Origin of the sequence: Stenotrophomonas sp. TWI587 (assembly GCF_039674145.1) — a bacterium.
Classification (GTDB): domain Bacteria; phylum Pseudomonadota; class Gammaproteobacteria; order Xanthomonadales; family Xanthomonadaceae; genus Stenotrophomonas; species Stenotrophomonas maltophilia_AY.
In genome coordinates this window covers 1-26,935 of the sequence record NZ_JBDJMW010000018.1, presented here as the reverse complement: position 1 = coordinate 26,935, position 26,935 = coordinate 1, and the positions used below count along the sequence as shown (strand labels likewise).

28 protein-coding genes are annotated in these 26,935 nt (G+C 66.5%); 15 read left to right on the top strand and 13 right to left on the bottom strand.

Annotation, left to right across the window (positions count from 1 at the left end; genetic code table 11):
* Positions 1-236, top strand: a 236-nt coding sequence (locus tag ABE464_RS18725; protein ID WP_346473159.1) for a hypothetical protein, incomplete at its 5' end; no start/stop codon positions are given.
* On the opposite strand, the gene ABE464_RS18720 is transcribed toward ABE464_RS18725, so the two are convergent.
* Positions 223-2,343, bottom strand: a complete 2,121-nt coding sequence (locus tag ABE464_RS18720; protein WP_346473158.1) for a M13 family metallopeptidase — start codon at positions 2,341-2,343, stop codon at positions 223-225. The genes ABE464_RS18725 and ABE464_RS18720 overlap by 14 nt on opposite strands.
* A gap of 325 nt (positions 2,344-2,668) precedes the next feature.
* Between ABE464_RS18720 and ABE464_RS18715 the strand changes: the two genes are divergently transcribed.
* Entirely contained in the window at positions 2,669-5,593 is a 2,925-nt protein-coding gene (locus tag ABE464_RS18715; RefSeq protein WP_346473157.1) for an EAL domain-containing protein, read from the top strand.
* A gap of 30 nt (positions 5,594-5,623) precedes the next feature.
* Here the strand turns inward: ABE464_RS18715 and ABE464_RS18710 are convergent, their stop codons facing one another.
* Positions 5,624-6,508, bottom strand: coding sequence for a LysR family transcriptional regulator (locus tag ABE464_RS18710; protein ID WP_346473156.1), 885 nt, complete (start codon positions 6,506-6,508; stop codon positions 5,624-5,626).
* 99 nt (positions 6,509-6,607) lie between these two features.
* Here ABE464_RS18710 and ABE464_RS18705 point away from each other — a divergent pair, with 99 nt between their 5' ends.
* Positions 6,608-7,420 carry a class III extradiol ring-cleavage dioxygenase gene (locus ABE464_RS18705; protein WP_346473155.1) on the top strand — a complete coding sequence of 271 codons (813 nt, stop codon included), beginning with the start codon at positions 6,608-6,610 and terminating at the stop codon, positions 7,418-7,420.
* A 108-nt stretch (positions 7,421-7,528) separates the two neighbouring features.
* The gene (locus ABE464_RS18700; RefSeq protein ID WP_346473154.1) at positions 7,529-9,172 is read left to right on the top strand and encodes a Na+/H+ antiporter; all 1,644 of its coding nucleotides are present in this window, start codon (positions 7,529-7,531) and stop codon (positions 9,170-9,172) included.
* 143 nt (positions 9,173-9,315) lie between these two features.
* Here the strand turns inward: ABE464_RS18700 and ABE464_RS18695 are convergent, their stop codons facing one another.
* Positions 9,316-9,567, bottom strand: coding sequence for a DUF3297 family protein (locus ABE464_RS18695; protein WP_259261709.1), 252 nt, complete (start codon positions 9,565-9,567; stop codon positions 9,316-9,318).
* A 136-nt stretch (positions 9,568-9,703) separates the two neighbouring features.
* Between ABE464_RS18695 and ABE464_RS18690 the strand changes: the two genes are divergently transcribed.
* Entirely contained in the window at positions 9,704-10,246 is a 543-nt protein-coding gene (locus tag ABE464_RS18690) for a hypothetical protein (RefSeq protein WP_346473153.1), read from the top strand.
* Positions 10,247-10,294: 48 nt separating this feature from the next.
* Here ABE464_RS18690 and ABE464_RS18685 read toward each other — a convergent pair whose 3' ends face one another.
* From ABE464_RS18685 to msrB, 5 genes are all read right to left on the bottom strand, one after another.
* A complete protein-coding gene (locus tag ABE464_RS18685; RefSeq protein WP_346473152.1) occupies positions 10,295-10,570 on the bottom strand; it encodes a DUF4031 domain-containing protein in 276 nt (91 codons plus the stop codon).
* 14 nt (positions 10,571-10,584) lie between these two features.
* Positions 10,585-11,094 carry a hypothetical protein gene (locus ABE464_RS18680; protein WP_346473151.1) on the bottom strand — a complete coding sequence of 170 codons (510 nt, stop codon included), beginning with the start codon at positions 11,092-11,094 and terminating at the stop codon, positions 10,585-10,587.
* 103 nt (positions 11,095-11,197) lie between these two features.
* Complete coding sequence (gene motB, locus ABE464_RS18675; protein ID WP_346473150.1) at positions 11,198-12,142, bottom strand: flagellar motor protein MotB; 945 nt, start codon at positions 12,140-12,142, stop codon at positions 11,198-11,200.
* Between the two features lie 9 nt (positions 12,143-12,151).
* Positions 12,152-13,006 carry a flagellar motor stator protein MotA gene (motA, locus tag ABE464_RS18670; protein WP_346473149.1) on the bottom strand — a complete coding sequence of 285 codons (855 nt, stop codon included), beginning with the start codon at positions 13,004-13,006 and terminating at the stop codon, positions 12,152-12,154.
* A gap of 91 nt (positions 13,007-13,097) precedes the next feature.
* Positions 13,098-13,565 (bottom strand): peptide-methionine (R)-S-oxide reductase MsrB, encoded by a 468-nt coding sequence (gene msrB / locus ABE464_RS18665; protein WP_346473148.1) that lies wholly within the window; start codon positions 13,563-13,565, stop codon positions 13,098-13,100.
* A 127-nt stretch (positions 13,566-13,692) separates the two neighbouring features.
* Between msrB and ABE464_RS18660 the strand changes: the two genes are divergently transcribed.
* A complete protein-coding gene (locus tag ABE464_RS18660) occupies positions 13,693-14,115 on the top strand; it encodes a classical arabinogalactan protein 4 (protein ID WP_346473147.1) in 423 nt (140 codons plus the stop codon).
* Positions 14,116-14,286: 171 nt separating this feature from the next.
* Positions 14,287-14,457 (top strand): lana protein, encoded by a 171-nt coding sequence (locus ABE464_RS18655; RefSeq protein WP_123731292.1) that lies wholly within the window; start codon positions 14,287-14,289, stop codon positions 14,455-14,457.
* A gap of 72 nt (positions 14,458-14,529) precedes the next feature.
* Here the strand turns inward: ABE464_RS18655 and ABE464_RS18650 are convergent, their stop codons facing one another.
* Positions 14,530-15,009, bottom strand: coding sequence for an Lrp/AsnC ligand binding domain-containing protein (locus tag ABE464_RS18650; protein ID WP_123731291.1), 480 nt, complete (start codon positions 15,007-15,009; stop codon positions 14,530-14,532).
* A 149-nt stretch (positions 15,010-15,158) separates the two neighbouring features.
* Between ABE464_RS18650 and ABE464_RS18645 the strand changes: the two genes are divergently transcribed.
* Entirely contained in the window at positions 15,159-16,469 is a 1,311-nt protein-coding gene (locus tag ABE464_RS18645; protein ID WP_346473146.1) for a D-amino acid dehydrogenase, read from the top strand.
* Positions 16,448-17,518 (top strand): alanine racemase, encoded by a 1,071-nt coding sequence (alr, locus tag ABE464_RS18640; protein WP_346473145.1) that lies wholly within the window; start codon positions 16,448-16,450, stop codon positions 17,516-17,518. Before ABE464_RS18645 ends, alr begins: the two co-directional genes overlap by 22 nt.
* 8 nt (positions 17,519-17,526) lie before the next feature.
* On the opposite strand, the gene ABE464_RS18635 is transcribed toward alr, so the two are convergent.
* Entirely contained in the window at positions 17,527-18,093 is a 567-nt protein-coding gene (locus ABE464_RS18635) for a DUF3016 domain-containing protein (protein ID WP_346473144.1), read from the bottom strand.
* 237 nt (positions 18,094-18,330) lie between these two features.
* Here ABE464_RS18635 and ABE464_RS18630 point away from each other — a divergent pair, with 237 nt between their 5' ends.
* Positions 18,331-20,319 (top strand): ATP-binding protein, encoded by a 1,989-nt coding sequence (locus ABE464_RS18630; protein WP_346473143.1) that lies wholly within the window; start codon positions 18,331-18,333, stop codon positions 20,317-20,319.
* Positions 20,320-20,387: 68 nt separating this feature from the next.
* Positions 20,388-20,678, top strand: a complete 291-nt coding sequence (locus ABE464_RS18625) for a DUF3247 family protein (RefSeq protein WP_346473142.1) — start codon at positions 20,388-20,390, stop codon at positions 20,676-20,678.
* Between the two features lie 29 nt (positions 20,679-20,707).
* Here the strand turns inward: ABE464_RS18625 and ABE464_RS18620 are convergent, their stop codons facing one another.
* Entirely contained in the window at positions 20,708-20,971 is a 264-nt protein-coding gene (locus ABE464_RS18620; protein ID WP_259261720.1) for a hypothetical protein, read from the bottom strand.
* 143 nt (positions 20,972-21,114) lie between these two features.
* On the opposite strand from ABE464_RS18620, the gene ABE464_RS18615 reads away from it, so the two are divergent.
* Genes ABE464_RS18615 through ABE464_RS18605 form a run of 3 tightly spaced genes read left to right on the top strand, consistent with a single transcriptional unit; the run spans position 21,115 to position 23,626 of the window.
* The gene (locus tag ABE464_RS18615) at positions 21,115-22,236 is read left to right on the top strand and encodes a class I SAM-dependent methyltransferase (protein WP_346473141.1); all 1,122 of its coding nucleotides are present in this window, start codon (positions 21,115-21,117) and stop codon (positions 22,234-22,236) included.
* Positions 22,233-22,937, top strand: a complete 705-nt coding sequence (locus ABE464_RS18610; RefSeq protein ID WP_346473140.1) for a pseudouridine synthase — start codon at positions 22,233-22,235, stop codon at positions 22,935-22,937. Before ABE464_RS18615 ends, ABE464_RS18610 begins: the two co-directional genes overlap by 4 nt.
* Positions 22,934-23,626, top strand: coding sequence for an HAD family phosphatase (locus ABE464_RS18605; RefSeq protein ID WP_346473139.1), 693 nt, complete (start codon positions 22,934-22,936; stop codon positions 23,624-23,626). Before ABE464_RS18610 ends, ABE464_RS18605 begins: the two co-directional genes overlap by 4 nt.
* Before the next feature lie 86 nt (positions 23,627-23,712).
* Here ABE464_RS18605 and fabB read toward each other — a convergent pair whose 3' ends face one another.
* Both fabB and fabA read right to left on the bottom strand, forming a co-directional pair.
* Positions 23,713-24,921 carry a beta-ketoacyl-ACP synthase I gene (fabB, locus tag ABE464_RS18600; protein WP_346473138.1) on the bottom strand — a complete coding sequence of 403 codons (1,209 nt, stop codon included), beginning with the start codon at positions 24,919-24,921 and terminating at the stop codon, positions 23,713-23,715.
* Positions 24,921-25,436: a 3-hydroxyacyl-[acyl-carrier-protein] dehydratase FabA gene (fabA, locus tag ABE464_RS18595; protein ID WP_070471641.1), complete on the bottom strand. Its 516-nt coding sequence runs from the start codon at positions 25,434-25,436 to the stop codon at positions 24,921-24,923. Before fabA ends, fabB begins: the two co-directional genes overlap by 1 nt.
* A gap of 230 nt (positions 25,437-25,666) precedes the next feature.
* On the opposite strand from fabA, the gene dinB reads away from it, so the two are divergent.
* Complete coding sequence (dinB, locus tag ABE464_RS18590; RefSeq protein WP_346473137.1) at positions 25,667-26,749, top strand: DNA polymerase IV; 1,083 nt, start codon at positions 25,667-25,669, stop codon at positions 26,747-26,749.
* Positions 26,750-26,935 lie beyond the last annotated feature (186 nt).

Below are 26,935 nucleotides of genomic sequence, written 5' to 3'. Positions count from 1 at the left end.
TGGATTATTTGGAGTTATATTTGTTGTTTTTGCGGGGGTCCTCCCACCCCCACACATGCCCGCCCAAACCAGCGCAAACGCAAACCCCAGCCGTTGCTCCGCTCCAGCTCTGCAGCTTTGCAGCTCTGCAGCTTTGCAGCTCTCCAGCTCTGCAGGGCAAGAAAAGAAAAACGGGCGCCGAAGCGCCCGTTCTTTCATCTCAGCAAAACGCGATGAAAAGCCTCACCACACCTTGACCCGCTTCTCCGGCGCCAGATACAGCTTCTGGCCCTCCTTCACCTCGAAGGCCGGATACCACGCATCCAGATTGCGCACCGTCAACGCACGGAACTGCCCCGGCGCATGCACATTCGTCAACAGCGAATTACGCAACGCCTGCTCGCGCGCCTTGCTCCGCCACGCCTGCGCAAAGCCCAGGAAGAACCGCTGATCCGGCGTAAAACCCTCCAGCGTCTGCCCCGGCTTGCCCTGCAACGACAACTGATACGCATCGTACGCCGTCGACAGACCCGCCACGTCCGCAATGTTCTCACCCAGCGTCAACCGACCATTCACCGACACCCCCGGGAACGGACTGTAGCTGCTGAACTGCGCCGCCAACGCATCACCGGCCGCATCGAATTTCTTCAGATCTTCCGCCGTCCACCAGTTCTGCAGCTTGCCCGTCTCATCGAACAACGCACCCGCATTGTCGAACCCGTGGCTGATCTCATGACCGATCACCGCACCGATCGCACCGTAATTCACCGCATCATCGGCCGCACCATCGAAGAACGGCGGCTGCAGGATCGCGGCCGGGAACACCAGGCGGTTTTCCAGCGGCACGTTCATCGCATTGATCGTCTGCGGCAGCATCGCCCACTCGCTGTGGTCGACCGGCTTGCCCAGCTTGGCGATGTTGCGGCGATACTCGAACAGCTCGGCACGCTCGGCATTGCCCAGCGCGTCATCGCGCTTGATCTCCAGACCGGTGTAATCGCGCCACTTGTCCGGATAGCCCATGCCCACGGTCAGGCCATCCACTTTGGCCTTCGCACGCGCCTTGGTCTGCGGCGACATCCACGCCAGCGCATCGATGCGCTTGGCGAACGCGGCGATGATGTTCTTGGCCATCTCATCCGCGCGCGCCTTGGTGGCCGGGTCGAAATGACGCTCGACATACAACTTGCCGATCGCTTCGCCGACGGCATGGTTGCTGTCATCCACCGCACGCTTCCAGCGCTCGCTCTGTTGCGGGGTGCCGTTGAGCGTGGTGCCGTGGAAGGCGAAGCGCGCATCGGCGAACGACTTGGGCAGGTACGGTGCAGCGCGGTCCAGCGCATGGAAGGCCAGGTAGTCCTTCCAGACCTCCAGCGGCTCGGTGGCGACCAGGCGCGAAATGCCGGCCACGGCCTTGGGCTGCCACACGATGAAGTCCTGCTGGGCATCCAGCCCGGCCGACGCCAGGAAGGCGCTCCAGTCCATGCCCGGTGCCTTGGCGCTCAGGTCGGCCTGCTTCCAGGCGTTGGCGCCCTTGGCGACATCGTTGGTTTCTTCCTGGGTGGCGTGCGCCTGGGCGATCTTGGTCTCCAGCGCGAGGATGCGCTGCGCCTTGGCGGCCGGATCGGCGACGCCGGCCAGCTGCAGCACCTGGGCGATATAGGCCTGGTACTGCTTGCGGATCTCGGCCATGCGGCCGCCCTGCAGGTAGAAGTCGCGGTCCGGCAGGCCCAGGCCACCCTGCACCAGGTACGGCGCGGTGCGGTCCGGCTGCAGCAGGTCCACCGAGACCCACACGCCGAACAGGCGGTCGGTGTAGAAGTTGGTGGCGTTGAGCAGGTCCACGTCGGCACGCAGGGTGCCGCCCAGCGCGGTGGCCAGCGCGGCCTTGTCGCCAATCCCGGCGATGGCGTCCAGTGCCGGCTTGACCGGGGCGGCGCCGCGCGACTCGATGCCCGCCTCGTCCATGAAGGCGGCGTAGTAGTCACCGATCAGCTTGGTCTCGCCCTCGGCCTTGGTATCGGCGGCGGCACCTTCAAGAATGGCGCGGGTGTCGGCCAGGGTTTTCTCTGAGATGACGTTGAAGCTGCCGTAGCTGGAGCGGTCGGCCGGAATCTCGGTGTTCTTGACCCAGGTACCGTTGGCGAAGCCAAAGAAGTCATCGCCGGCGGCAACGCTGCGGTCCATGCCGGCGGCGTCGAAACCGAAGCTGCCCAGCTGCGGCTTGGGCGCGGTCGGTTCGGCCGGGGCGGTTTCGGGCGCGGCTGCGGCCGGCGCGGTGGCCTCGCGGTCGCAGGCGGCCAGGCCCAGCGACAGGCTGGCGGCGATGGCGAGCATCAGGGTGGGGCGGCGCAGCTTGGACATGGGGCTTCTCGGCAACGGAAACGTCCAAGTCTAATCCCGTCCCGGGTGCGTGGTTATGCCGGCTCCGGCGGCTTCGCCTGCCGGTTGTGGCGGGCCTCGGGTTTGTCAACGCGGCCGGGCATGTCGTCCTCTTCCCGTGCTGCGCGCGCTGGTGCATGCTGGGCCGGCCGGGGTTCGCACGGGGGTCACTGGCGACCGTGTGAAGATCGAAGCGTCAAGAATCCCGGGTGTCGGCCGCTCAGGTTTGGGGAAGCCAGGAAGCGCTACAGATGAAATCAGCCCGTCGGTGTACGAGAGCGTTGCGGTGCCCGTGTTGAGCCGTGCCATGGCACGGCCATTGCGCACGATCGTGTGCCTGGGGGTTTCCCTGGGCGTGCTGCTGGCGATTGGGCTGGTGGCGATGCTGACCAACGATTACCAGCGCCGACAGGAAGCGGCGCAGCGGCAGAGCTCGGCGCTGGCGACCGGGGCCCAGCGCCTGCTGCGGCTGGAGCTGCGCAATCTGGAGCGGGCCATGCAGGGCATCGCAGAAGACGGCGCGCTGCTGTTCCGGCGGGTACCGGCGCAGGCGCCGGATCTGCTCGACGACGCCATCAGCGGCGTGCTGCAGCGGCATGCCGAGCTGCACAGCATCGTGGTGGCCGACCAACACGGGCGCGCGCTGACCAGTGGCAGCGGCGATCTGCAGCTGCCGCTATGGGCGGTGGAGGACAATCGCGGCAGCAGCAGCCAGTTGTACCTCGGCCCGCCACAGGCACAGGACGCCTCACGCTGGGTGCTCCCGCTGGCGCTACGCATGGGCGAGGACCGCTGGCTGCTGGCGCGCCTGCGCACCGACGAGCTGCATTCGATCATCAGCGGCATGGACACCGGCGAGAGCGGGGTGGTTTCGATCACCGACCGCTACGGCTATGTGTTGGCACGCAGCCCGGACCCCGTCGGGGTGGTGGGGCAGCGCTTCGGCCTGACCAAGCGCGACATGCTGCGGCGTGACGCGTTGACGCCGCTCGGCACCGAGACCAGCGGTGTGGATGGCGTGGAGCGCATTTCCAGCCTGAGCACCCTGGCGCAGTATCCGCTTGCGGTCTATGCGGGGCTGGGGCGGCGCGACGTGCTGGCGGCCTGGTGGCCCTACGTGCAGGCCTCGGTCGGGGTGTATCTGCTGTACTGGATGTTGTTCGGGGCGGTGTACGTCAGCCTGCGCCGGGCCACCCGCGACCAGGACAGCCTGACCGAGGAACTGCGCACCGGCCATGCCGAGCTGCACATGGCGCACCAGGTGGGCAGGGTCTGCACCTGGTATGTCGACGAGGATGCCTGCCTGCTGCGCTGGTCGCCGTTAGCGCGGGAGATCTTCGATGTGCAGATCGACAGCCTGCCGGTCGCCGATTTCTTCGCCCGCATCCACCATGACGACACTGCGCGCATGCAGGTGGCCTTCGATGCGGCGTTTGCCGGCAATGGCGTGCTGGATGAAACGTTCCGCCTCGTACTGGCCGGCGGCACGATCCGTTGGGTCTCCGCGCGGGGCCAGCGGGTGGCCGTGGTGGATCGCGAACGCCGCATGATCGGCGCACTGACCGACGTCAGCGAACGGGTGGACGCGCTGGCCCGGGCGCAGCAGGCCGAGCGTCAGTTCCGCCTGCTGTTCGACCGTAATCCGGCGCCGTTCTGGGTGTTCGATCCGGACACGCTGCGCTTCCTGGAGGTCAACGAAGCCGCGGTGCGCCAGTACGGCTACAGCCGTGACGAGTTCCTGTCGATGAGCATCCTGGATATCCGCCCGCGCGAAGGCTGGGAGGAAATCCGGGGCGCCATCGCGCTGGCACGGATCGGCGATGTGGATGCGCAGGTCCGCCTGCACCAGCGCAAGGACGGCACGATCTTCGAGGTCCGCGCGCATCTGGCGCGGCTGGATTTCGATGGGCGCCAGGCGTGCCTGGTGCTGGCCGAGGACGTCAGCGAGCGGATGGCCTACGAGCGCGATCTGGCGTATCACGCGACCCACAATCCGGCGACCGGTCTGCTCAACACCCGCGCGCTGGCCGCGCAGCTGGACGAGGAGGGCGGTGCCTACACGATCGCCTACGTGCAGTTCCGCGGGTTGCAGCTGGTCTCCGATACGCTGGGCCGCGAGGTGGGGGATGTGGTGCTGCAGGCGATGGCCAAACGGCTGGGCGGCCTCGGCGTGCGCTACGGCCTGCTGGCATTCCAGCCGGCCGAGGATTTCATCTTCGCCATTCGCGACGATCATCAACGGCAGACGGCGCTGGATACGTTGGTGCAGACCGTGTCCGAACCGGTCCGCGGGCAGGATTGGCTGCATCAGTTCGAGCCGCGTATCGGCGTTGCCGTGAAGTTCGAGGGCGATGCCAACACGGCCGAACAGGTGATCGGCATGGCTGCGCAGGCCGCGCACGCCGCACGCGACGAGGGCAACGTGATCGCGTGGTACGACAACACGGTGAGCTCGCGCCTGGCCGAACGGCTGCGCCTGGCCGGGCGCATCCACAGCGCCATCGATACCGAGTTCGAGCTGTACTACCAACCGATCTGCCATGCAGCCGACAGCAGTCCGGCCGCGCTGGAGGCCTTGCTGCGCTGGCCACAGGCTGACGGCAGCTTCATTCCGCCGGGTGAGTTCATCCAGCTGTGCGAAGACACCGGCCTGATCCTCGCGCTGGGCCGATGGGTGATCCGCTCCGCGGCGCAGGCACAGCGGCAGCTGGTCGATGCGGGCTGGGACCTGCCGATCGCGGTGAATGTTTCGGCGGTGCAGTTCTTCAACAGTGACCTGGTGGCCGAGTTCACCCGCGCCAGCCAGGAGTTCGGATTGGCCCGTGGTGCGCTGCAGGTCGAGCTCACCGAGAGCAGCCTGATGCGCAAGCCCGGCCAGGCCAAGCAGACCATGCAGCGCCTGCATGAGCAGGGCATCTGCATCTCGCTGGATGACTTCGGCACGGGCTATTCGAACATGTCCTACCTGCAGCACCTGCCGCTGGACATCCTCAAAATCGACCGCAGCTTCGTGGCCGACGTGGAAACCAATCCGCGCAATGCCTCGATCTGCCGCGCACTGTTGTCGCTGGGTCACAGCATGGGTTTGACCATCATCGCCGAAGGCGTGGAAACCCCGGGCCAGCATCAGTGGCTGGCCGCGCATGGCTGTGACCAGGTACAAGGCTATCTGCTGGGTCGGCCGATGCCGTTGGCCAAGGTGATCGCGCAGCTGGATGCGGTGGAGGCGTGATACTGGGCACTGCCCGGCCCTCGCCGGGCGTCATCCGCCCAGTGCCTCCACCAGGTAATCAATGAAACTGCGCACCTTCGGTGCCAGATGGCTGCGGCTGGTGTACACCGCATGGATGCCGATGCCGGGCACCGCCCACTCGGGCAGCACGCGTTCCAGCCGGCCATCGGCGAGCGCATCGGCGACCAGGAAATCAGGCTGAAGGATGATGCCCATGCCGGCAATCGCCGCCTCGCGCAGCACATCGCCATTATTGGCGCGGACACTGCCCCGCACCGGGACGGAGACCTCCCCGCGCGGCCCCTGCAGCGGCCACGCATCGCCACCGGCCCAGTAGCTGTAGCTCAGGCACTCGTGTGCGGACAGATCTTCAGGCTGCTGCGGGCGGCCATGGGCATCGAGATACGCGGGCGCCGCGCACAGGCTGATCTGCGCGTCGGCCAGCTTGCGCGCGATCAGTGCCGGGTTGGGCTGACGTGTGATGCGGATCGCCACGTCGTAGCCTTCTTCGACCATGTCCACCAGACGGTCGGACAGCGACAGATCGAGCTCCACCTGCGGGTAGCGTGCACGATACCCGGCCAGCAGCGGACCCAGCCGGGCGATGCCGTAGCTGACCGGCGCGTTGATGCGCAGCCGCCCCGAGGGCTCCAATGCCTGCGCGCTGATGCCGGCTTCCAGCGCATCGAACTCAGCCAGCAACCGCACGCACTCGGCGTAATAGGCCGCACCCGTGCTCGTGGGGCTCACGCGGCGGGTCGTACGGTTGAGCAACCGGGTCGACAGGCGCTTTTCCAGCGCGGCGATCTGCCGGGTCACTCCCGCCGTGGACAGGTCCAGGGCCTGCGCGGCGGCGCTGAAGCCGTTGCGCTCGACCACGGCGACAAACACACGCATGGCATCCAGAGTGTCCATTGTTTCTATTTCCGAAATAAACAGCGTCGATGCATCGTATTTATTGGCAGAGCTGCACGCAATACGCTCAGGGCCGTCGTAGCGTTACTGGAGTCCATGATGTCCCGCTTGCCCTCGCTGTACATCTCCCACGGTTCGCCGATGACCGCGCTCAACCCCGGTCTGGTCGGCGAGCGCCTGGCGGCCCTGGCGGCGCGTCTGCCGCGACCGCGCGCGATCGTGATGGCCTCCGCGCACTGGCTGACCCATCAGCCGGTGGTGGGCGGGCATGCGCAGCCGCCGACCGTCCATGATTTCGGTGGATTCCCGCAGGCGCTGTTCGATCTGCAGTATCCGGCACCGGGCGAGCCTGCGCTGGCGCAGGAGATCGCACAGCGGCTGACCGCGGCCGGACTGCCGACCGCGATCGATCCGCAGCGTGGTCTCGACCACGGTGCCTGGGTGCCGTTGCGGTTCCTGTATCCGCGGGCGGAGATCCCGGTCGTGCCGCTGGCGATCCAGCCACTGCTCGGGCCTGCCCATCAGTTCGCGCTGGGTCGCGCGCTGGCACCGCTGCGCGAGCAGGGCGTGCTGTTGATCGGCTCGGGCAGCATCACCCACAACCTGCACGACTGGCGCAGCTACCCGGACGGCAAGGAGGCGCCGTATGTGCGGCCCTTCATCGAGTGGGTGGAGCAGCGCCTGCAGGCCGATGACAGCGCCGCCTTGCTGGACTATCGCCGTCAGGCCCCGCACGCGGCGCAGGCACACCCCAGCGACGAGCACCTGCAGCCGCTGCACTTCGCAATGGGCGCGGCCGGTGGCGATGCGCTCGGCGCGCAGCGTATCGATGCCGGCATCGATGCCGGGTTCTTGGCGATGGACATCTATCGCTTCGACGGCGCCGACGCGCAAGGGCTGTCCGCGAACTGAGCCTGGCATGCGCCGCGCGTTCGCGTGGCGGCGCACGTGTGGTACGTTTTTTCCTGTTTCCGGCGCCGGCTGCCCGCAGCCTCCCCCGCGCTGCTTACTGGAAAATGCATGCATACCATTGAAGTCGTCCTGGCGATGCTGGTGGCGGTGGTCGCCAGCGGCTACCTGGTCCGCGTATTGCCGTTGTCGTTGCCGCTGCCGTTGGTGCAGATCGGGCTGGGCGCGGTCATTGCCGGGGTGTTCAACCGCGGCCACGCGCTCGAGCCGGAGATGTTCTTCCTGCTGTTCCTGCCGCCGCTGCTGTTTCTGGATGGCTGGCGCATCCCCAAGCAGGGCCTGTTCCGCGATAAAGGCGTGATCCTGGAACTGGCCTTCGGGCTGGTGGTGTTCACCGTGATCGGTGCCGGTTTCCTGATCCACTGGATGATCCCGGTGATGCCGCTGGCGGTGGCGTTCGCGCTGGCGGCGATCATTTCGCCGACCGATCCGGTGGCGGTGAGTTCGATCGCCTCACGCGCGCCCATCCCCAAGCGGCTGATGCACATCCTGGAAGGCGAGTCGCTGCTCAACGATGCTTCCGGCCTGGTCTGCTTCCGCTTCGCAGTGGCCGCGGTGATGACCGGCTCGTTCTCGCTGGCGACGGCTTCGCTCACCTTCCTGTGGGTGGCCGTGGCCGGGCTGGCCATCGGCGTGGCGGTGACGCTGGGCGTCTCCACCTTCCAGCGCTGGCTGTGGCGGCGTTTCGGCGAGGAGCCGGGCGCTGCGCTGCTGGTCAACCTGCTGATTCCCTTCGCGGCCTACCTGCTGGCCGAAGAACTCAATGCCTCGGGCATTCTCGCGGCGGTCGCCGCCGGCATCACGATGAGCTATGTGGAGTTGACCGGCCGGGTCTCGGGCAGCATGCGCGTGCAACGCACGGCAGTCTGGAACATGCTGCAGTTCAGCTTCAACGGCATCATGTTCGTGCTGCTCGGCGAGCAGCTGCCGGGCATCGTGGAGCGCGCGATCAAGACGGTCAGTGAGAGCGGGCACCACAGCGCCTGGTGGCTGCTGGTCTACGTGGTGGTGATCAACGTGGCGCTGGTGCTGCTGCGTTTGGCCTGGGTGTGGCTGTCGCTGCGCTGGAGCCTGCTGCGCGCCCGGCATCGTGGCGAGGCCCGGCAGGGCACGTCCTGGCGGATCGTGGTTGCGACCTCGGTGGCGGGTGTGCGCGGTGCGATCACCCTGGCCGGCGTGCTGACCCTGCCGCTGTTCCTGCCCGATGGCAGTGCCTTCCCGGCACGCGATCTGGTGATTTTCCTGGCCGCGGCGGTGATCCTGTTCTCGCTGGTCGGGGCCAGTATCGCGCTGCCGCGCCTGCTCAAAGGGCTGGAGCTGCCGGCCGATTCGGGCGAGCGCAAGGAAGAAGACCTGGCCCGCAAGCTGGCCGCCAAGGCCGCGCTGGCCGGTGTGGAGCGCACGCGCCAGCAGCTGGTGCAGAACCAGACCACCGAGAACGTGCAGCTCTACAACGACGCTGCCTCGCGGGTGAGCCTGCTGTACCAGCGCAATCTGGAGAAGGAAGCGGGGCCGGATGCCGATCCGGACAAGGTCAAGCGGATGGAGCAGGGCTACCGCCAACTGCGCACCGCCGGGCTCACCGCCGAGCGCGAAGAACTGTTCCGCCTGACCCGGCGCGGCAAGATCTCCGACGAGATCTCGCGCCGGCTGATCCGCAATCTGGATCTGCTGGAGACGCGGCAACGCGATTGAGGTCGCACCGTGTCACGGGTAGAGCCACCCCATGGGTGGCTGCGCGGACCCATTGAAACCCACGCGTCGGGGACGAAGGGCAGCCACCCATGGGGTGGCTCTACCCCGGCACACGTGGATCAGGCGCCGCCGGCACACGTGGATCAGGCGTCCGGCTTCTGATCCAGGAAATAGGCCACCACGGTGCCCTTGATCTTGATCGTCATCGGGTTGCCGCGACGGTCGCGGGCCTTGCCGGCCTGCACCCGGATCCAGCCTTCGCTGACCGAATACTCTTCAACATTGTCGCGTTCGACATCGTTGAAACGGATGCCCACGCCGCGCTCCAGCGCAGCGGCATCGTGGAAGGGGCTGGTCGGGTTGATCGCCAGGTGATCGGGAGGGGTATCGCTCATGGTCACAGGATGCTGACGACCACCAAGGCCGCCTTCTGCCGTACAGGATAAACCGCAGCGGGCCCCGCGCCGAATTTCGCTTCCTGCCAACGCCCTTGCACGGCAGAATGCGCCCCTGTCTCCAGGAATACCGGCCATGCCCGACAACAGCGATTACTTCGACTTCGAAGAAGAGGAACGCGATTTCGACGAAGACGATTTCGAGGCGCGGATCTGGAATCTGTTCGTGCTGATCAACCCGGGCGATGAGGAACTGGCGCTTCAGCAGTTCAACCGCTGGCGCGAGGCGCTGCTGGAAAGCGGCGAGGGCATCGATGAGGACGCCGACTGGCTGCCGCCGATGATGGCCGCGATCGCCTGGCAGTCCGGCTTCGAGGTGGAGCGCGGCGATGCCGATGCGCTGATGTCGGCGGTCAACGAGCTGTCCGCGCGCTGGAACCTGCAGATCGACTGGGGCGGTGACCTCGACGATGAGGATTTCGCCGCCGAGGTGGATGCCCCGATGCTGATGGCCACGGCCCATGACCGCCTTCGCGAGCACAACTACGCGCTGTGGAGCGTGGATACCGGCAATGACACCCTGGCCGGCTGGATGGCGCTCAACCGCGATGACGACGCGATGCTGGCGCTGTGCTCGCTGCTGGGCGTGGAAGTGCGGCCGGGCAGCGATCCGTTCTGATGGCGTAATTGGCGTCTGCGTGTGCCGGCCAATGGTCGGCACCTACGCCTATGGCAGGTACTGCCCACGCGCGTTGGCGATGACAGCTTTGACCAGTTCGCGGTCCGTATGCCGTGAGATGGCCTGTGCGCCCAAGGCGATCGCCTGCAGGCGCAACGGGGCGGGCACGTCGTAGTGCGCGCCGCTTCGGCGGTTCTGGAATGCCCGCCGTGGAATCCCGAGCTGCGCCGCCATGGCGTGCAGCTCGGGCAGGGTGTCGGCCATCAGATGCGCCCAGCGCTCGCCGCGCCAGGGGTGTACCGCATCGTCGATATAGACCGTCACCGGGTGGCCGTGGCTCAGGCCTGCGGCTTGTCGTCGCTGGCGGCCGGGGCCGGCTCGGCAGCGGCCGGTGCATCGGTCGTGGCTTCGGCGGCAGCGTCGGTCACGATCCCGGCGTCTTCGGCCTCGTCGTCACCTTCGCCTTCCACACCTTCGAACTCGGAGACCAGCTGCGACAGATACTCGTCGGCAGTCTTGCCCTCGTCAGCGGCCAGGTCATCGATCAGCTGCTGCAGCTGGGTCGAATATTCCAGGTTGACCTTGCGGCCTTCCTTTTCCTGGACGTTGGACAAGTGCTTGAGCATGGCCAGCATCGGCACTGGATTGTCAGCGTTGCCCATGGTCTGGCCGCCGATGGCCAGCAGCCACTCGGTGCCCTGCAGGCCGATCGCAGCGACGACCTGGCCTTCCTCGTTGGTCAGCACGGCATGGTTCTGCACCGGCTGCTGGGCGTTGAGGCGGTTGATCGGACGCTTGGGCTGCTGCTTCTTGCGCTTGTCGCGCTTGGCCTTGGACTGCTTGGACATGAGTGCCGTCTATCTACAAAAGGGAAGACCCATTGTAGTGCCGGCCGCTGGCCGGCTCCACGGATTCGCTGAATTATCCCCGCAGCTCCCGCCACAGCGCCCCTCAGGGCGCGACAGCCGGCGCCAGTGCTGCCTGGATATCCGCATCGGCCGCGGTCGGCGACAGCGCCACTTCCTGCCCGGCCCCGGCCAGCGCAGCGGCTTCAGCGGCCTTGGTCATCACCACGATGCTGATCCGGCGGTTGATCGGATTGTCCGGCTGCGCCTTGTCGAACAGCACCGAGGAGGACAGGCCGACCACGCGGGTCACCTTGTCTTCGGTCATGCCACCGTCGAGCAGGGCACGCCGGGCGGCGTTGGCGCGGTCGGCGCTGAGCTCCCAGTTGCTGTAGCCATGCACGGCGTTGTACGCGGTGGTATCGGTGTGGCCGGTGATGCTGATCCGGTTCGGCACGTGGTTGATGAACTGCGACAGCTCACGCAGGATTTCGCGCGTGTAGGGCTTGAGCGTGGCGCTGCCCATGTCGAACATCGGCCGGTTCTGCTTGTCCACGATCTGGATGCGCAGGCCTTCCGGGGTGAGATCCAGCAGCAGCTGGTCCTTGAACGGCTCCAGCGCCTGGCTCTTGCTGATGGCCTCTTCCAGTTCCTGCTTGAGTGCCTCCAGCTGCTGCTTCTCCCGCTCGCGGTCGGTCTGCGGCACCGGCTTGGCGGCCTGCTGGTTCTGGAAGGGGTCGTTGCTGTTGCCGCGCGAGATATCGGTGGCGCCGCCCAGCTTGATCATCGAGGTGCTCGCACCGCCCGGGCCGGCCATGCCGGGGGCGGAGGTCGCACTCTGCCCGACCAGCGGGCTGGGGTTGCGGAAATACTCGGAAATGGCCGCCCGTTCGGGCTTGGTGGTGGCAGCCAGCAGCCACAGCACCAGGAAGAAGGCCATCATCGCGGTGACGAAGTCGGCGTAGGCCACCTTCCAGGCACCGCCATGGTGCGCGGCGTGGCCGGCCTTCTTGACCCGGCGGACGATGACGGTGGGTTTGTTCTCGGCCATGGCGGTGCCTTACTTGACCGTCTTGAGGTGCGCTTCGAACTCGCTGAAGCCCGGGCGAACATTCGACGGCAGGGTCTTGCGGGCGAATTCCAGCGCGATCTTCGGGTTGTAGCCGCGCAGGCAGGCCAGCAGCGCGGTCTTGACCGACTCGTAGATGCGGCTGTCCTGCTCGGCGCGGGCTTCCACGGCGGCGGCCAGCGGGCTGACGAAGCCGTAGGCCAGCAGGATGCCCAGGAAGGTACCGACCAGCGCGCCGGCCACGTGGGCACCGATCTCGGCGATCTCACCGCCGATCGAGCCCATGGTGATCACGATGCCCAGCACCGCGGCCACGATGCCGAAACCGGGCAGGCCGTCGGAGACCTTGTTGAGCACGGCCGACGGCTGCATTGCTTCAGCGTGGTGCTTTTCCAGCTCCATCTCCAGCAGCGGCTCCAGCTCGTGCGGCTCGATGTTGCTGCCGATCATCAGGCGCAGGCAGTCGGTGATGAAGTCGACCAGATGGTGGTCGGCCTGCACCTTGGGGTAATTGGCGAAGATGCTGCTTTCGGCCGGGCGCTCGACGTGGTCTTCCAACGCCATGAAGCCTTCGCGGCGGGCCTTGTTGAGCAGTTCGTACAGCAGGCTCAGGACGTCGATGTAGTCCTGCTGCTTGTAGGCCGGGCCCTTGAACACGCCGACGCTGGCCTGCAGGGTCTGCTTCACGGTTTTGATCGGCGTGCCCACCAGGAACGCGCCCAGCGCCGCGCCGCCGATGATGACCAGCTCGTACGGCTGCCACAGCGCGCCGAGTTTGCCGTGCGCGCCCACGTAACCACCGAGCACGCTGAGGATGACGACGAGGAAACCAACGATGATGAGCATGGGGCCGACGCGGGGAGGGGATACCTCCATGTCGGCCCGTTCACCCCTTTTCTGAAGGGGAGCGTTCGCTCAATGTCACACTTTCGCGAATTCAGGCAGCGGGCGCTGCCTCTGCGCCGCCGCGCTGCAGCGGGTCCGGATAGGGCTGACCGTTGGGCGTGAACGACAGTGACACCGAGTTGAGGCAGTGGCGTTCGTGGGTCGGCGGGGGACCGTCCGGGAACACATGGCCGAGATGGCTGTCACAGCGTGCGCAGACGATCTCGGTGCGGATCATGCCGTGGCTGGCGTCCCGGATCTCGCGCACATGAGCCGGATCGAAGGGTGCGAAGAAGCTCGGCCAGCCCGTGCCAGAGTCGAACTTGGTGCTGGAACGGAACAGCGGCAGGCCGCACAGCCGACAGCCGTAGACCCCGTCCTGCTTGTTGTCCAGGAACACCCCGCAGAACGGCGCTTCGGTGCCGTGGTGCAGCAGCACGCGCTGCTCATCGGCACTGAGGCCAGCAATCAGGGTCTGGCGCTGGGCATCACTGGGTGGGGAGAGGTCGAAAGCGGTCATGGGCAGTCCTCGCAGGGAGACTCTCTACATAGGGCCGGGCGTGGCGTGTTCCAACCCGGCACCGTTCATCGTGCTGATACCCGTGCCGGTGCATGGTGAAGGCCTGAACCGCTGCCCGGAGATCGCCATGTACCGTTCACGACGCCTCGCCGCGGCCCTGCTGGCACTGCTGCCCCTGGCGGCAGGTGCGCAGATCGGTCCGCCGCCCAAGCCGACCGCGACGCGCCCGGTCGTCACGCCCCAACCGACGCCCGTACCGCTGCCCACGCCGGTGCAGCCGGCACCGGCCGACAGCCTCTCTGGCCAGATGGCGCCGGTGAAGTCGTCCACGCAGACCCAGCAGCAGCTGCGCACGCACCCGATCCAGAGCAAAGGTCCCTCGCAGCCTGCGCCGATGCAGGGGCCAGCCGTGCAGGGCAAGGTCTACGATCGCCACGGCCGGATCCTTCCGGGGGTCAAACAGGTGGGCCCGAACCGCGTGCTCGATACCCGCACGGGGCGTTACTACGATTCGCTTCCCAGCGCCGACGGGCAGCAGATCAAACCGTAAGCGGCGAGGCGCGGCCTGTGCCCACATGAATGGTTTACATCCAGTGGGCGCAGTCATCGTCGTCAACGCGCCGGCTCACCGTTTTTTCGCCTGTGATTAACCGGATCGGCGGGACCCTGTGCGTGCGCCGCAACCCAGCGCATCCCCGAGGTTTTCAAGAAGAGTGCAATCATGGCTAACCAGCAGAACCGCAGTCCCGGCAAGATGCCGCAGGAGCAGCAGGGCAGTCAGCAACAGAACCAGAAGCCCGGCCAGCAGAACCAGCAGCAGTGGGACCAGCAGAATCAAAAGGGCGGCAAGCAGCAGGACCAGAAGCATCAGGACCAGAAACAGCAGCGCTGATGCGCTTGACGCAATGAACGAAGGCGGTGCGCACCTGCGCGCCGCCTTTTGCGTTTCAGCCAGGCAGCGTGATCAATCCGGAATCGGCAGGGTCAGGGTTTCCTTGACCTCTTCCATCACGATGTAACTCTTGGATTCGCGCACGTGCGGCAGGGTCAGCAGGGTGCTGCCGAGCAGCTTGCGGTAGGAGGCCATCTCGCTGATGCGCGCTTTGAGCAGGTAGTCGAAATCGCCCGAGACCAGATGACACTCCAGCACGTTGGGCAGCTTCAGTGCCGCACGCCGGAACTCCTCGAAGATGTCGCCGGACTTGTAGGCCAGACTGATCTCCACGAACACCAGCAGGCTGGCCTTGAGGTAATGCGGATCGAGCTTGGCGTAGTAGCCGGTGATCGCCCCGTCGCGCTCCAGCCGGCGCACGCGCTCGGTACAGGGGGTGGTCGACAGCCCGACCCGCTCGCCGAGTTCGGTGAAGGAAATCCGACCCTCCACCTGCAGGATGCGCAGGATCTTGCGGTCGATCTTGTCCAGTTCGCGGGCACGCACGGCCATCGGCGTCAGCCTCTCAAGGTGGTTTGCAGGACAATACCCTGCCTTAAGGCCTAAAAACAGGCGAAATGATTGGTTTGGGCTGACTATACTTCCTCAATTATGGTCCCGGCGTGCTCCTGCGCAGGGAATGATCGGGTTGGAGAGGTGTCATGCGCGTTCTAGTCCTTGGCAGCGGTGTGATCGGCACGACCAGTGCCTGGTATCTGCGGCAGGCCGGGTTTGAAGTCACGGTTGTCGACCGTCAGCCGGGCCCGGCGCTGGAAACCAGTTTCGCCAATGCCGGCCAGCTGTCGTTCGGCTATACCTCGCCGTGGGCCGCCCCGGGCGTGCCGCTCAAGGCGGTCAAGTGGCTGTTCTCCGAGCACGCGCCGTTGGCGATCCGCCCGGGCCTGGACTGGCACCAGTACCGCTGGCTGGCGCAGATGCTGCGCAACTGCACGCATGAGCGCTACGCGATCAACAAGGCGCGCATGGTGCGCATGTCCGAGTACAGCCGCGACTGCTTGAACGAGCTGCGCCGCGAGACCGGCATCGAATTCGAAGGTCGCGACCTCGGCACCACCCAGCTGTTCCGCACCCAGCAGCAGCTGGATGCCTCCGCGCAGGACATCGAAGTGCTGGCCCAGTACGGCGTGCCGTACGAAGTGCTCGACCGCGACGGCATCATCGCCCACGAACCGGCGCTGGCCGGCGTGGCCGACACGCTGGTCGGTGCGCTGCGCCTGCCGCGTGACCAGACTGGCGACTGCCAGCTGTTCACCCGTCGCCTGGCGCAGATGTGCGTCGATGCCGGGGTCGAATTCCGCTTCGATCAGGACATCGCCGGCCTGCAGAGCGAGGGTGACCGCATCACCGGTGTGCGCATCGATGGCAAGCTGGAAACCGCCGATCACTATGTGGTCGCGCTGGGCAGCTACTCGCCGTCGCTGGTCGCCCCGCTGGGCATGCAGCTCCCGGTGTACCCGCTCAAGGGCTACTCGCTGACGCTGCCGATCACCAACCCGGCGATGGCCCCGACCTCCACCATCCTGGATGAAAGCTACAAGGTGGCCGTGACCCGCTTTGACGACCGCATCCGCGTGGGTGGCATGGCCGAAGTGGGCGGGTTCGACCTGTCCCTCTCGCCGCGCCGCCGCGCCACACTGGAGAAGGTGGTGCGCGATCTGTACCCGGAGGGCGGTGATCTGTCGCGCGCCGAGTTCTGGACCGGCCTGCGCCCGGCCACGCCGGATGGCACCCCGGTGGTCGGCGCCACGCCGTACCGCAACCTGTTCCTCAATACCGGCCACGGCACCCTGGGCTGGACCATGGCCTGCGGCTCCGGCCGCTACCTGGCCGACCTGATGGATGCCCGCCAGCCGCAGATCAGCACCGAAGGCCTGGATATCTTCCGTTACAGCCACCACGCCGCATCCGTCCGTCACCGTGAGCCGAGTTCATGCGCCCAGCCCGTGCGTTGATTGATCTGGACGCGCTGCGCAGCAATTACCGGCTGGCGCGCGAACTGGGGGGCGGCAAGGCCGTTGCCGTGATCAAGGCCGATGCCTACGGGCACGGTGCAGTGCGATGCGCGCGCGCGCTGCAGGCCGAGGCCGATGCTTTCGGCGTGGCCTGCATCGAGGAAGCGCTGGAACTGCGCCAGGCCGGCATCACCGGTCCGATCCTGCTGCTGGAAGGCTTCTTCGATGCCGAAGAACTGCCGCTGATCGTCGAGCACGATCTGTGGTTCGCGGTGGGCGCGCCGTGGCAGGCGGAGGCGGTTGCCGCGTTCCAGACCACCGCCACGCTTCACGTGTGGTTGAAACTGGACAGCGGCATGCACCGGCTGGGCCTGTGGCCGGACGCGTTCCGCGCCGCGCATGCCACCCTCAGCGCCCTGGCGCATGTCGGGCCGATGGTGCTGATGACCCATATGGCGCGTGCCGACGAGCTGGACAGCCCGCGCACCCGCGAGCAGGCCGATGTGTTCGCCGCCGCCATCGAGGGCCTGGCCGGGCAGACCAGTGTGTGCAATTCGCCGGCGCTGCTGGGCTGGCCGGACGTGCGCAGCGACTGGGTACGCCCGGGCCTGATGCTGTACGGGATCAACCCGATGCCGGCGCATACCGCGCTGACCGAGCGCCTGCGCCCGGTGATGACCATGCGCTCGAAAATCTTCGCCGTGCGCGACATCGCGGTGGGCGAGCCGGTCGGCTATGGCGCGCGCTTTGTCGCCCAGCGGCCGACCCGGGTTGGCGTGGTCGCGCTCGGCTATGCCGATGGCTATCCGCAGTTCGCGCCGAACGGCACCCCGGTCCGCATCGATGGTCAGCCCGGCATCGTGATCGGTAGGGTCTCGATGGACATGCTCACCGTGGACCTGACCCACCTGCCACAGGCCGGCATCGGCAGCACGGTGACGCTGTGGGGCGATGCCCCGCGCATCGAGGCGCTTGCACCGCTGTGTGGGGTCAGCGCGTATCAGCTGCCCTGCGGTGTGAAGCGGGTGGTGCGCGAATACGCGGGCTGAGGGATGGCTCAGGTGCTGGCCGTGGCCTCATTGCGCAGATCGCGCCGGATCCAATCCTCCAGCAGGCGCTTCTCATAACGCAGCGGATCGGTGTCGCTCTGCCGCCCGATGCTGTGCAGGTAGCCGGTGTCCTGCAGCTTGCGCTCGCCTTCACCGATCACCTGGCCCTGCGCATCCTTCAGGGTGTAGGTCAGGGTCACGCGCGGCGGGTAGATATCGCGCATGACCCGGATGTCGTTGGCCCGCGGGCCGTGCCACGGCTCGTAGTCCCCGGCGCGCTTGATGTCGGTGAAGGTCACCTGCAGGGTCTGGCCGGGCTGCAGCTGCTTGCTCGCCGTGGTCCGCACATACTTGGCCAGCTGCTGCACCCAGTCGCCGCGCTCGGCCTCGAAGCGGTTGTTGCTCTGGCGGATCTCGGTGAACTGGGCCGGGTCGGTCCACGTGACCTGGACCGGGCCGTCCGTCTGGAGGGACCGGGGTGCCTGCGGGTCGGTCACGGTGCGCGGGGCGGCCGCGGCACTGCCCATCAGCAGCAGCCCGGCCAACGCCCCGGCGATCAGGGAGGTACGGTTCATGACAACTCCTGCGTCGCGATCACGGGTGGGATCAGGCCCTCAGTGTGATCCCGATCCGGGTGGCTCACAATCCACGCGTGTATGCTCGGCTGCTGCGGTTGGCGCCAATTCATCCAGGCCGCACCCTCCGGGACCGTCCGCGCTTGACACTGCGAATACGCGCGTTGGCTGATCCTGTGTCCCTCTGTTTCGCCAGTTGCCCCATTGCCCCCCTTGTCCAGCCTGCCCACTACAACGTTGGAACGCGCCTCCTTCCTGGCTTCATCGCCGGATCCGGCTCTGTATCGCACGGTACTTGAACGCCTGAATGCGGGGTTCTGCATCATCGAGGTGATCTTCGACGACGCCGGCGTGGGTGTGGATTACCGTTTCGTGGAGGTCAACGAGGCGTTCGCGCGCAACACCGGGCTCGACAATGCGTGCGGTCAGCGGATGAGCAGTCTGCAGCCGGGGCATGAGACGGACTGGTACCGCACCTACGGCGAGGTGGCGCTGAGCGGGCAGGCTAGACAGTTCGAAATGGAAGCGCGCGCGTTGGGCCGCTGGTACTCGGTGGAAGCGGTCAGCGTCGGCGAGCCGGACGAGCATCTGGTGGCCGTGGTGTTTTTCGACATCACCCACCGCAAGCACATCGAAGTGGAACTGGCCGAGAGCGAGGCGCGATTCAGCGCGCTGGCCGATGGCCTGCCGATGCCGGTCTGGGTGCTGGACGAGCGCGGCCATTCGCGCTTCGTCAACAGCGCCTTCAGCGAGTTCTTCGGCGGTGACGAGCAGCGCGTGCCCGACGATGTCTGGCGCGGCCTGGTGCACCCCGATGATGCCTCGGTCTTCGACTACGAACTGCAGGAATCGTTGAAATCGCAGCGCTCCATGCACGCCTTGGTGCGCGGCCGTCGTGCCGATGGCCAGTGGCGCTGGCTGGAAATGAACGCCCGCCCGCGGTTCTCGCGCATGGGGCGGTTCATTGGTCTGGCCGGCAGCAGCCCGGATGTCACCGAGCGTCGCGAAATCGAAATGGCGCGCGAAGAACTGCTGCAGTCCGAGCGTGCCGCGCGCAGTGCCGCCGAGAACATGGCGCGCCTGAAAGACGAATTCCTGGCGACGCTCTCGCACGAGTTGCGCACGCCACTGACCACCATTCTGGGCTGGAGCGAACTGCTGCTCCAGCGCATCGACAACAGCAGCCCGATGTACAAGGGCCTGGGCGTGATCGCCAGCAGTGCGATGGCGCAGAAGCGGCTCATCTCGGACATGCTGGATCTGAGCAGCATGTTGTTGGGCAAGGTGCAGCTGGAAGTGGAAATGCTCGATCTGCGCAGCCAGCTGGAGCAGGCCATGCGCGCCCAGGAGCTGGTTGCCGAAGGCAAAGCGCTGAGCATGGTGCTGGTGATGCCCGAGGAGCCGTGTCTGGTACTCGGCGACGCCACGCGCCTGCAGCAGGTGTTGTGGAACCTGCTCTCCAACGCCATCAAGTTCACCCCGGCCGAGGGGCGCGTGGTGCTGACCCTGGCGGCAGACGGTGGGCACTGGTCGATCAGCGTCAGCGATTCCGGGGATGGCATCGCCCCGGAGTTCCTGCGTCATCTGTTCAGTCGCTTCCGGCAGGCCGATGGAACCACCACCCGACGGCATGGCGGGCTGGGTCTGGGACTGGCGATCGTGCAGCAACTGGTGGAGTTGCATGGCGGCGGCGTGGCGGCCAGCAGCGAAGGGCAGGGACACGGGTCCACGTTTACCGTGCGCCTGCCGCGCTACCAGCCGCAGGCCGATGGCCGGCCGCTGCGCGAGGTCTTCAGTGGCCCCATCCCCGAGCAGATCATCGAGCCATACCCGCTCAAGGGCCTGCACCTGCTGGCGGTTGAGGACCAACCCGAAGTACTCGAATACCTGCGCCGCCTGCTGGAAGAGCAGGGCGCCTCGGTCACCACGGCCTCCTCGGCGGGTGAGGCGCTGGCCCTGCTCAACGAGATAGGGCACGAAGGCATCGATGCGCTGCTGACCGATATCGGCATGCCGGGCATGGATGGTTACGGTCTAGTGCGCACGCTGCGCGACAACATGGGGGTCGAAGCAGACGCCCTACCGGCCGTTGCCGTGACCGCACTGGCCCGTGCCGATGACCGCAAGCGGGCACTGGCGTCCGGCTTCCAGGAGCACGTGGCCAAACCGTATTCGGTCGCACAACTGGTGGCGGCGGTACGCGGCGTGCTCGGCGGCCCGCACTGACGGAGCCTGCGTTGGCGGCGTGTTGACGTCGCTCGCGGCACACTGGGGTGAACGCCACAGGAGTTGCCATGTCCCGTTATGCCCCCCGCATCCACACCCACCCGGACGCCATCGCGGCCCTGGAAGCGCTGCTGCCGCAGCTGCACGGGCAGACCCAGGTGGAACTCACGCTGGAAGATGGCAGCCGCCTGCTGGGTACCGTGGCGGTACAGCCCACGCTGCAGCAGTATCGCGATGCCGAGGAAAATGAAGGCAGCAATGGTCAGCTGCGGCTGGACGATCTGGATGCCCCGGCGCATCAGCACCTGGTGTGGCTGGATCAGATCAAGGCGATCCGGCAGCTGCCCTACCGCGAGTGATCGCGGCGGGCAGCGCGGTGGGGTTGGGCTCAGTGGGTAAATTCGCTGGGTTCGGCCTCGAAACGGCGCGCGTAGGCCCGTTCATCTGCAATCCGGGCCACCTCTTCATCGGCGAGGTCCGGGGCGCCATAGACGGCATACGCCACGTTGCCATCCGAGGTTTTGCCGATCTGATGCAGGCGGTAGCGGGAATGGCCGCCGCCGGTGTCTTCGGGATAGTGCACCGGTGGCTGGCTCCCCTCCATGTCCATCTCGCTGTTGTCGACTACGCCACCGACAAACAATGCACGCATGAGCCATCTCCACTTGAAGTGAGGCTCCACCCTGCCGGTTCGGGTGTTGTCAGGGCATCAACAGGACGTTGAATAAACGCAAATCCGGGGCTGGCGGGGCGAACCGGTAGAATGGCGGCCTCTTTTCAAGATGTGCCCTCCGCATGGCTGCCCAGCACGACGCTCCCCTGGAAACCCTGTTCCTGCCGTTCGCCAGTGGCGTGCTGTCCTGGCCGGCCGGCCCCGTGCTGTTCCTGCGCGCCCGCGATGGCGCACCGCTGCGCGAGCACGCCCAGCCGTCGCAGCTGGTCTGCGAGCAGAGCTTCCGCCCGTTTGCCGATGCCCTGGAAGCCAGCGGCTGGACCGTGCGTGACGAGCAGCAGCTGGCCGGTGATGCCACCCGCTACGCCCTGGTACTGGTACTGCCGCCGCGCCAGCGCGAGGAAGCCAAGGCGCTGTTCGCCCGCGCGCTGGCCCTGACCGCCCCGGGCGGGATCGTGGTGGCCTGCCAGCACAACAACGAAGGCGCCCGCTCCGGCGAAGGCGATCTGCAGCAGCTGGCCGGTCTCGGCGGCAAGCTGACCAAGAACCACTGCCGTGCCTACTGGACTGCGCCGCTCAACGGCCAGCACGACGCCGCGCTGGCGCAGCGCTGGGCATCGCTGGATGCGCCGCGCGCGATCCTTGGCGGCCGCTTCCAGAGCCGCCCGGGCATCTTCGCCTGGGACCGCATCGACCCGGCCTCGGCGCTGCTGGTCGAGCAGCTGCCGGCCGATCTGGCCGGCCGGGGGGCCGATCTGGGCGCCGGCTTCGGCTATCTGTCCGCCGAGGTGCTGGCACGCTGCCCCAACGTGACCGCGCTGGACCTGTACGAGGCCGAAGGCCGCGCGCTGGCGCTGGCCCGCGAGAACCTCGCCGCGCTCGGCAAGCCGGTGGCGCTGGCCTATCACTGGCAGGACGTCACTGCCGGGATCGAGGGCGAGTACGACTTCATCGTCACCAATCCGCCGTTCCATACGCCCTCGCGCGCTGATCGCCCCGACATCGGCCAGCGCTTCATCGCCGTGGCCGCGCAGGCGCTGCGCCCGGGCGGCCGGATGTGGCTGGTGGCCAACCGCCATCTGCCTTACGAGCAGATCCTCAACGAGAGCTTCGGCCAGGTCCGCGTGGCGGCCGAGCGCGATGGCTTCAAGCTGATCGAAGCGACCAAGGCCAGCAAGAGCGCCACGCCGGTCCGCACGCCGCGCAGCACCGAGCCGAAGTGGGGCCGCGGAGGCCGCGCATGAAGCTGGTCAAGCTGTTGGCCAACCTGGGCTACGGCAGCCGCAAGCAGGTGCAGGGCATGTTCCGCGCCGGCCTGATCACCGATGCCGAGGGCGAGGTGCTGTACGCCGATGACGCGGTTTCGCATGACGCGATCCGGGTCGAAGGCGAGCCGCTGGACCCGCCCCAGGGCCTGACCCTGATGCTGCACAAGCCGCGCGGCTACACCTGTTCGACCAAGGACAAGGGCCGGCTGATCTACGACCTGCTGCCGCCGCGTTACCGTGAGCGTGCACCGGTGCTGTCCTCGGTGGGCCGCCTGGATCGCGACACCAGCGGCCTGCTGCTGATGACCGACGATGGCGCGCTGCTGCACCGGATAGTGTCGCCGAAGTCGCGCCTGGACAAGACCTACGAGGTCACCCTGGCCGAAGACCTGCGTGGCGATGAAACCGCGCGCTTCGCCAGCGGCGGGCTGCTGCTGGAATCGGACGACAAGCCGCTGCTGCCGGCCGAGCTGCACGTGAACGGTCCGCGCCTGGCGCAACTGGTGCTGCACGAGGGTCGCTACCACCAGGCACGCCGCATGTTCGCGGCGGTCGGCAACCACGTCGAGGCGCTGCACCGCAGCCGCATCGGTGGGCTCTCGCTGGGCGAACTGCCGGAAGGTGAGTGGCGCATGCTGGATGCGGCTGATCTGGAGACGCTGTTCAACGTGCCATGAGTGCTTTCCCTGCGCTGCCGTTCCTGCCCGACGCCGTCATCTTCGACATGGACGGCCTGATGATCGACAGCGAGCGGGTGTCGATCGCGTGCTGGTCGCAGGCGGCGCAGGAGCTGGGGCTGCCGTTTCCGGACGGCTTCTGGCTGCGCATGGTCGGGCTTGGTGATCGTGACTGCGAGCGTCTGCTGCTGCAGACGGTGACGGCCGAGCAGGTGGCCGCGTTGTTCGCGCGTTGCCATGACCTGTATGAGGCACGCACGCAGCAGGGGCTGCCGCTGCGTCCCGGCATCCTGGAGATCCTGCAGCTGCTGCACGATCACGGCGTTGCGCGTGCGGTGGCGACCTCGACACGTCAGCCACGCGCATCGCGCAAGCTGGCCGCCGCGGGTCTGCTGCCGTTCTTCGAGGTGGTGGTGACCAGCAGCGATGTCGCGCATCCCAAGCCGGCCCCGGACATTTACCTGCTGGCGGCGCAGAAGCTGGGCAAGGATCCGGCGCGCTGTCTGGCGCTGGAGGATTCTCCGGCAGGCATCCGCGCGGCGGTGGGTGCGGGGATGACCGCGATCCAGGTGCCGGACCTGGTGCATCCGGATGACGAGCTGCGCGCGCTGGGGCATCGCATCGTGGATTCGCTGCTGGATGCACGGGCATTGTTGATGCCGCTGTTGCCGGTGACAGGCGTGCGGTAATGTCTCGCGGCCCGAGCCGATACTCGGCTTCACCACGAAAAAGCCCGGCACATGGCCGGGCTTTTTCATGCGCATGCTGGCTGCAATCAGATGCGGCTGAATACCAGCGCCGCATTCGTGCCGCCAAAGCCGAAGCTGTTGGACATGACGGTGTTCAGCTGTGCCGGCTGGGTCTGCTGCACGATCGGGAAGCCTTCCACCAGCGGATCCAGCTCGCCGATGTTGGCCGAACCGGCGATGAAGCCGTCGCGCATCATCAGCAGGCAGTAGATCGCTTCGTGCACGCTTGCCGCACCCAGCGAGTGGCCGGACAGCGCCTTGGTCGAGGACAGCGGCGGAATGTTCTCGCCGAACACTTCGCGCACGGCCTTCAACTCGGTGACGTCGCCCAGCGGGGTCGAAGTGCCATGCGTGTTGAGGTAGTCGATCGGGCCGGTGAGGTGCTCCATCGCCATGTTCATGCAGCGCACGGCGCCTTCACCGGACGGGGCAACCATGTCGGCACCGTCGGAGGTGACGCCGTAACCGACCAGCTCGGCGTAGATGCGTGCACCACGGGCCACGGCGTGGTCGTAGTCTTCCAGCACCAGCATGCCGCCGCCACCGGCGATGACGAAGCCATCGCGGTCCTTGTCGTACGGGCGCGAGGCCGAGGCGGGCGTGTCGTTGAAGCGGGTCGACAGGGCACCCATCGCATCGAACATCACGCTCATCGACCAGTGCAGGTCTTCACCGCCACCGGCGAACATCACATTCTGCGCGCCATGACGGATCAGATCCGCGGCAGCGCCGATGCAATGCGCGGAGGTGGCGCAGGCGGCCGACAGCGAGTAGCTCAGGCCCTTGATCTGGAACGCCGTGGCCAGGCACGCCGACACGGTGGAGCACATCGTGCGCGGCACCATGTACGGGCCGACCTTGCGCACGCCACGGGCGCGCAGGATGTCGGCCGATTCCACCTGCCACTGGCTGGAGCCACCACCGGAACCGGCGATCAGGCCGGTACGCGGGTTGGCGACCTGCGCCTCGTCCAGGCCGGCATCGGCGATCGCATCGCGCATGGCGATGTACGCATACGCCGAGGCATCGCTCATGAAGCGCTTCACCTTGCGGTCGATCTGCGCATCCAGGTCCAGCTCGATGTTGCCGCCGACGTGGCTGCGCAGGCCGGCCTCGGCGTGATCGGGCAGATGACGGATGCCGGCACGGCCTTCACGCAGTGCGGAGGACACGGTGTCCAGATCGTTGCCCAGGCACGAGGTGATGCCCATTCCGGTAATGACGACGCGACGCATCAGAAGTTCTCAGTGGAAGTGAACAGACCTACACGCAGGTCTTTGGCAGAGTAGATTTCGCGACCGTCCACCAGCATGCGGGCGTCGGACTGGGCCATCACCAGCTTGCGGTTGATGACGCGCGAGATGTCGATTTCGTAGGTGACGCGCTTGGCGCTCGGCAGCACCTGGCCGGTGAACTTCACTTCACCGCAGCCGAGGGCGCGGCCACGGCCGGGCGCACCGATCCAGGTGAGGAAGAAGCCGGTCAGCTGCCACATGGCATCCAGACCAAGGCAGCCGGGCATGACCGGGTCGCCGAGGAAGTGACAGTCGAAGAACCACAGGTCAGGGCGGATATCCAGTTCCGCGCGTACCATGCCTTTGCCATGGGGACCGCCGTCCTCGCGGATATCGGTGATGCGATCGAACATCAGCATCGGATCATTGGGCAGGCGGCCGCTGCCCGGGCCGAACAGTTCACCGCGGGCGCTGGCCAGCAGCTGGTCGCGCGAGAACGCGTTGAGACGAGTCATGGAAAACGCAATCCTGAGGAAGTTGTCATCGGGTGAGCCGACCACAGGTCGACTGCTCTTGCATGAAGCAAGTGTTCAAGAGTGCATGAGAAAAAGTGATTCAATCAAACGTTTTAACCGTACGCCGCCGTAGTGTTTTCAGGTTCAAAAACGCATGTTGTTGTTATCCAACAACCATACTGCGGCGTGTGGCTGTAATCTTGTTCATCTGAATTCGAGTGCCAACGCCCGTGTCCCGCCCCCGCAAGATCATTCACGTCGACATGGATGCGTTTTACGCGTCCGTGGAGCAGCGTGACGACCCTTCGCTGCGGGGCAAACCGGTGGTGGTGGCGTGGCGGGGAATGCGCTCGGTAGTGTGCGCGGCGTCCTACGAGGCGCGGGTGTTCGGCGTGCGCTCGGCAATGCCTGCAGTGCGCGCGGAGCGGCTGTGCCCGGATGCGGTATTCGTGCCGCCGGATTTCGCGCGCTACAAGGCAGTGTCACGCCAGGTGCGCGAGATTTTCCTGCGGCATACGGATCTGGTGGAGCCGTTGTCGCTGGATGAGGCGTATCTGGACGTGACCGAGCACAAGGGCGGAATGACGGTGGCGACGGAGATCGCGCAGATCATCCGCGCGCAGATTCGTGAAGAGACGCAGTTGACGGCCTCGGCGGGGATCGCACCGAACAAGTTCCTGGCGAAGATCGCGTCGGATTGGCGCAAGCCGGATGGGCAGTTCGTGGTGCCGCCGCATCGCATCGAGCAGTTCCTGACGCCGCTGCCGGTGAACCGGGTGCCGGGCGTGGGCAAGGTGATGGCGGCGAAGCTGGCCGAGCTCGGGATTGCGACGGTCGGCGATCTGCGTGCGCTGCCGCTGGAGGAACTGGAGGCGCGGTTCGGGACGTTTGGTGGGCGGTTGTTCAATCGTGCGCGCGGTGTGGATGAGCGGCCGGTGGAGCCGGATCAGCCGGTGCAGTCGATTTCGTCGGAGGATACGTTCGCCGAGGATCTGTTGTTGGAGGATCTGGCGCCGGCGATCGTGCAGTTGGCGGAGAAGACATGGCTGGCGACGCGCAAGACGGACCGGGTGGGACATACGGTGGTGTTGAAGTTGAAGACGTCGCAGTTCCGGATCATTACGCGGAGTTTTACGCCGGAGTCGCCGCCGGATTCGTTGGAGGAACTGCGCGATATTGCGTTGGGGTTGCGGGCGCGGGTGGCGTTGCCGTTGGAGACGCGGTATCGGTTGGTGGGGGTTGGGTTGGGGGGCTTCCGGGAGCGGGAGGTGGTGCGCCAGCCGGGGTTGTTTGATCATCTTGGTGATGTGTAGTTGGGCGATATTCGTCCGTGGTTTTTGGCTGTTTTCGGGTTCGATTCCAGCGTTGACATCAACGGCAACGGCAACTGCGCGGGTGCCCGGGTGATGAGGGTTTGGGACGACGCGGGTGGGGTATCGGGACCCGCCGCAAGTACGTCCATGTAGGCTCGTGTGCTGCCATCCATGGCAGCACACGGT

Coding starts and splice junctions, on each gene's coding strand:
- ABE464_RS18690 (WP_346473153.1), top strand. CDS start 9,704: ATGCCCGACAACAGCGATTACTTCGACTTCGAAGAAGAGGAACGCGAT.
- motB (WP_346473150.1), bottom strand. CDS start 12,142: ATGGCCGAGAACAAACCCACCGTCATCGTCCGCCGGGTCAAGAAGGCC.
- ABE464_RS18705 (WP_346473155.1), top strand. CDS start 6,608: ATGTCCCGCTTGCCCTCGCTGTACATCTCCCACGGTTCGCCGATGACC.
- ABE464_RS18650 (WP_123731291.1), bottom strand. CDS start 15,009: ATGGCCGTGCGTGCCCGCGAACTGGACAAGATCGACCGCAAGATCCTG.
- alr (WP_346473145.1), top strand. CDS start 16,448: ATGCGCCCAGCCCGTGCGTTGATTGATCTGGACGCGCTGCGCAGCAAT.
- ABE464_RS18625 (WP_346473142.1), top strand. CDS start 20,388: ATGTCCCGTTATGCCCCCCGCATCCACACCCACCCGGACGCCATCGCG.
- ABE464_RS18645 (WP_346473146.1), top strand. CDS start 15,159: ATGCGCGTTCTAGTCCTTGGCAGCGGTGTGATCGGCACGACCAGTGCC.
- ABE464_RS18715 (WP_346473157.1), top strand. CDS start 2,669: ATGGCACGGCCATTGCGCACGATCGTGTGCCTGGGGGTTTCCCTGGGC.
- ABE464_RS18660 (WP_346473147.1), top strand. CDS start 13,693: ATGTACCGTTCACGACGCCTCGCCGCGGCCCTGCTGGCACTGCTGCCC.
- fabB (WP_346473138.1), bottom strand. CDS start 24,921: ATGCGTCGCGTCGTCATTACCGGAATGGGCATCACCTCGTGCCTGGGC.
- ABE464_RS18610 (WP_346473140.1), top strand. CDS start 22,233: ATGAAGCTGGTCAAGCTGTTGGCCAACCTGGGCTACGGCAGCCGCAAG.
- ABE464_RS18605 (WP_346473139.1), top strand. CDS start 22,934: ATGAGTGCTTTCCCTGCGCTGCCGTTCCTGCCCGACGCCGTCATCTTC.
- ABE464_RS18700 (WP_346473154.1), top strand. CDS start 7,529: ATGCATACCATTGAAGTCGTCCTGGCGATGCTGGTGGCGGTGGTCGCC.
- ABE464_RS18655 (WP_123731292.1), top strand. CDS start 14,287: ATGGCTAACCAGCAGAACCGCAGTCCCGGCAAGATGCCGCAGGAGCAG.
- ABE464_RS18695 (WP_259261709.1), bottom strand. CDS start 9,567: ATGAGCGATACCCCTCCCGATCACCTGGCGATCAACCCGACCAGCCCC.
- motA (WP_346473149.1), bottom strand. CDS start 13,006: ATGCTCATCATCGTTGGTTTCCTCGTCGTCATCCTCAGCGTGCTCGGT.
- ABE464_RS18720 (WP_346473158.1), bottom strand. CDS start 2,343: ATGTCCAAGCTGCGCCGCCCCACCCTGATGCTCGCCATCGCCGCCAGC.
- ABE464_RS18635 (WP_346473144.1), bottom strand. CDS start 18,093: ATGAACCGTACCTCCCTGATCGCCGGGGCGTTGGCCGGGCTGCTGCTG.
- ABE464_RS18680 (WP_346473151.1), bottom strand. CDS start 11,094: ATGTCCAAGCAGTCCAAGGCCAAGCGCGACAAGCGCAAGAAGCAGCAG.
- fabA (WP_070471641.1), bottom strand. CDS start 25,436: ATGACTCGTCTCAACGCGTTCTCGCGCGACCAGCTGCTGGCCAGCGCC.
- ABE464_RS18710 (WP_346473156.1), bottom strand. CDS start 6,508: ATGGACACTCTGGATGCCATGCGTGTGTTTGTCGCCGTGGTCGAGCGC.
- ABE464_RS18620 (WP_259261720.1), bottom strand. CDS start 20,971: ATGCGTGCATTGTTTGTCGGTGGCGTAGTCGACAACAGCGAGATGGAC.
- ABE464_RS18615 (WP_346473141.1), top strand. CDS start 21,115: ATGGCTGCCCAGCACGACGCTCCCCTGGAAACCCTGTTCCTGCCGTTC.
- msrB (WP_346473148.1), bottom strand. CDS start 13,565: ATGACCGCTTTCGACCTCTCCCCACCCAGTGATGCCCAGCGCCAGACC.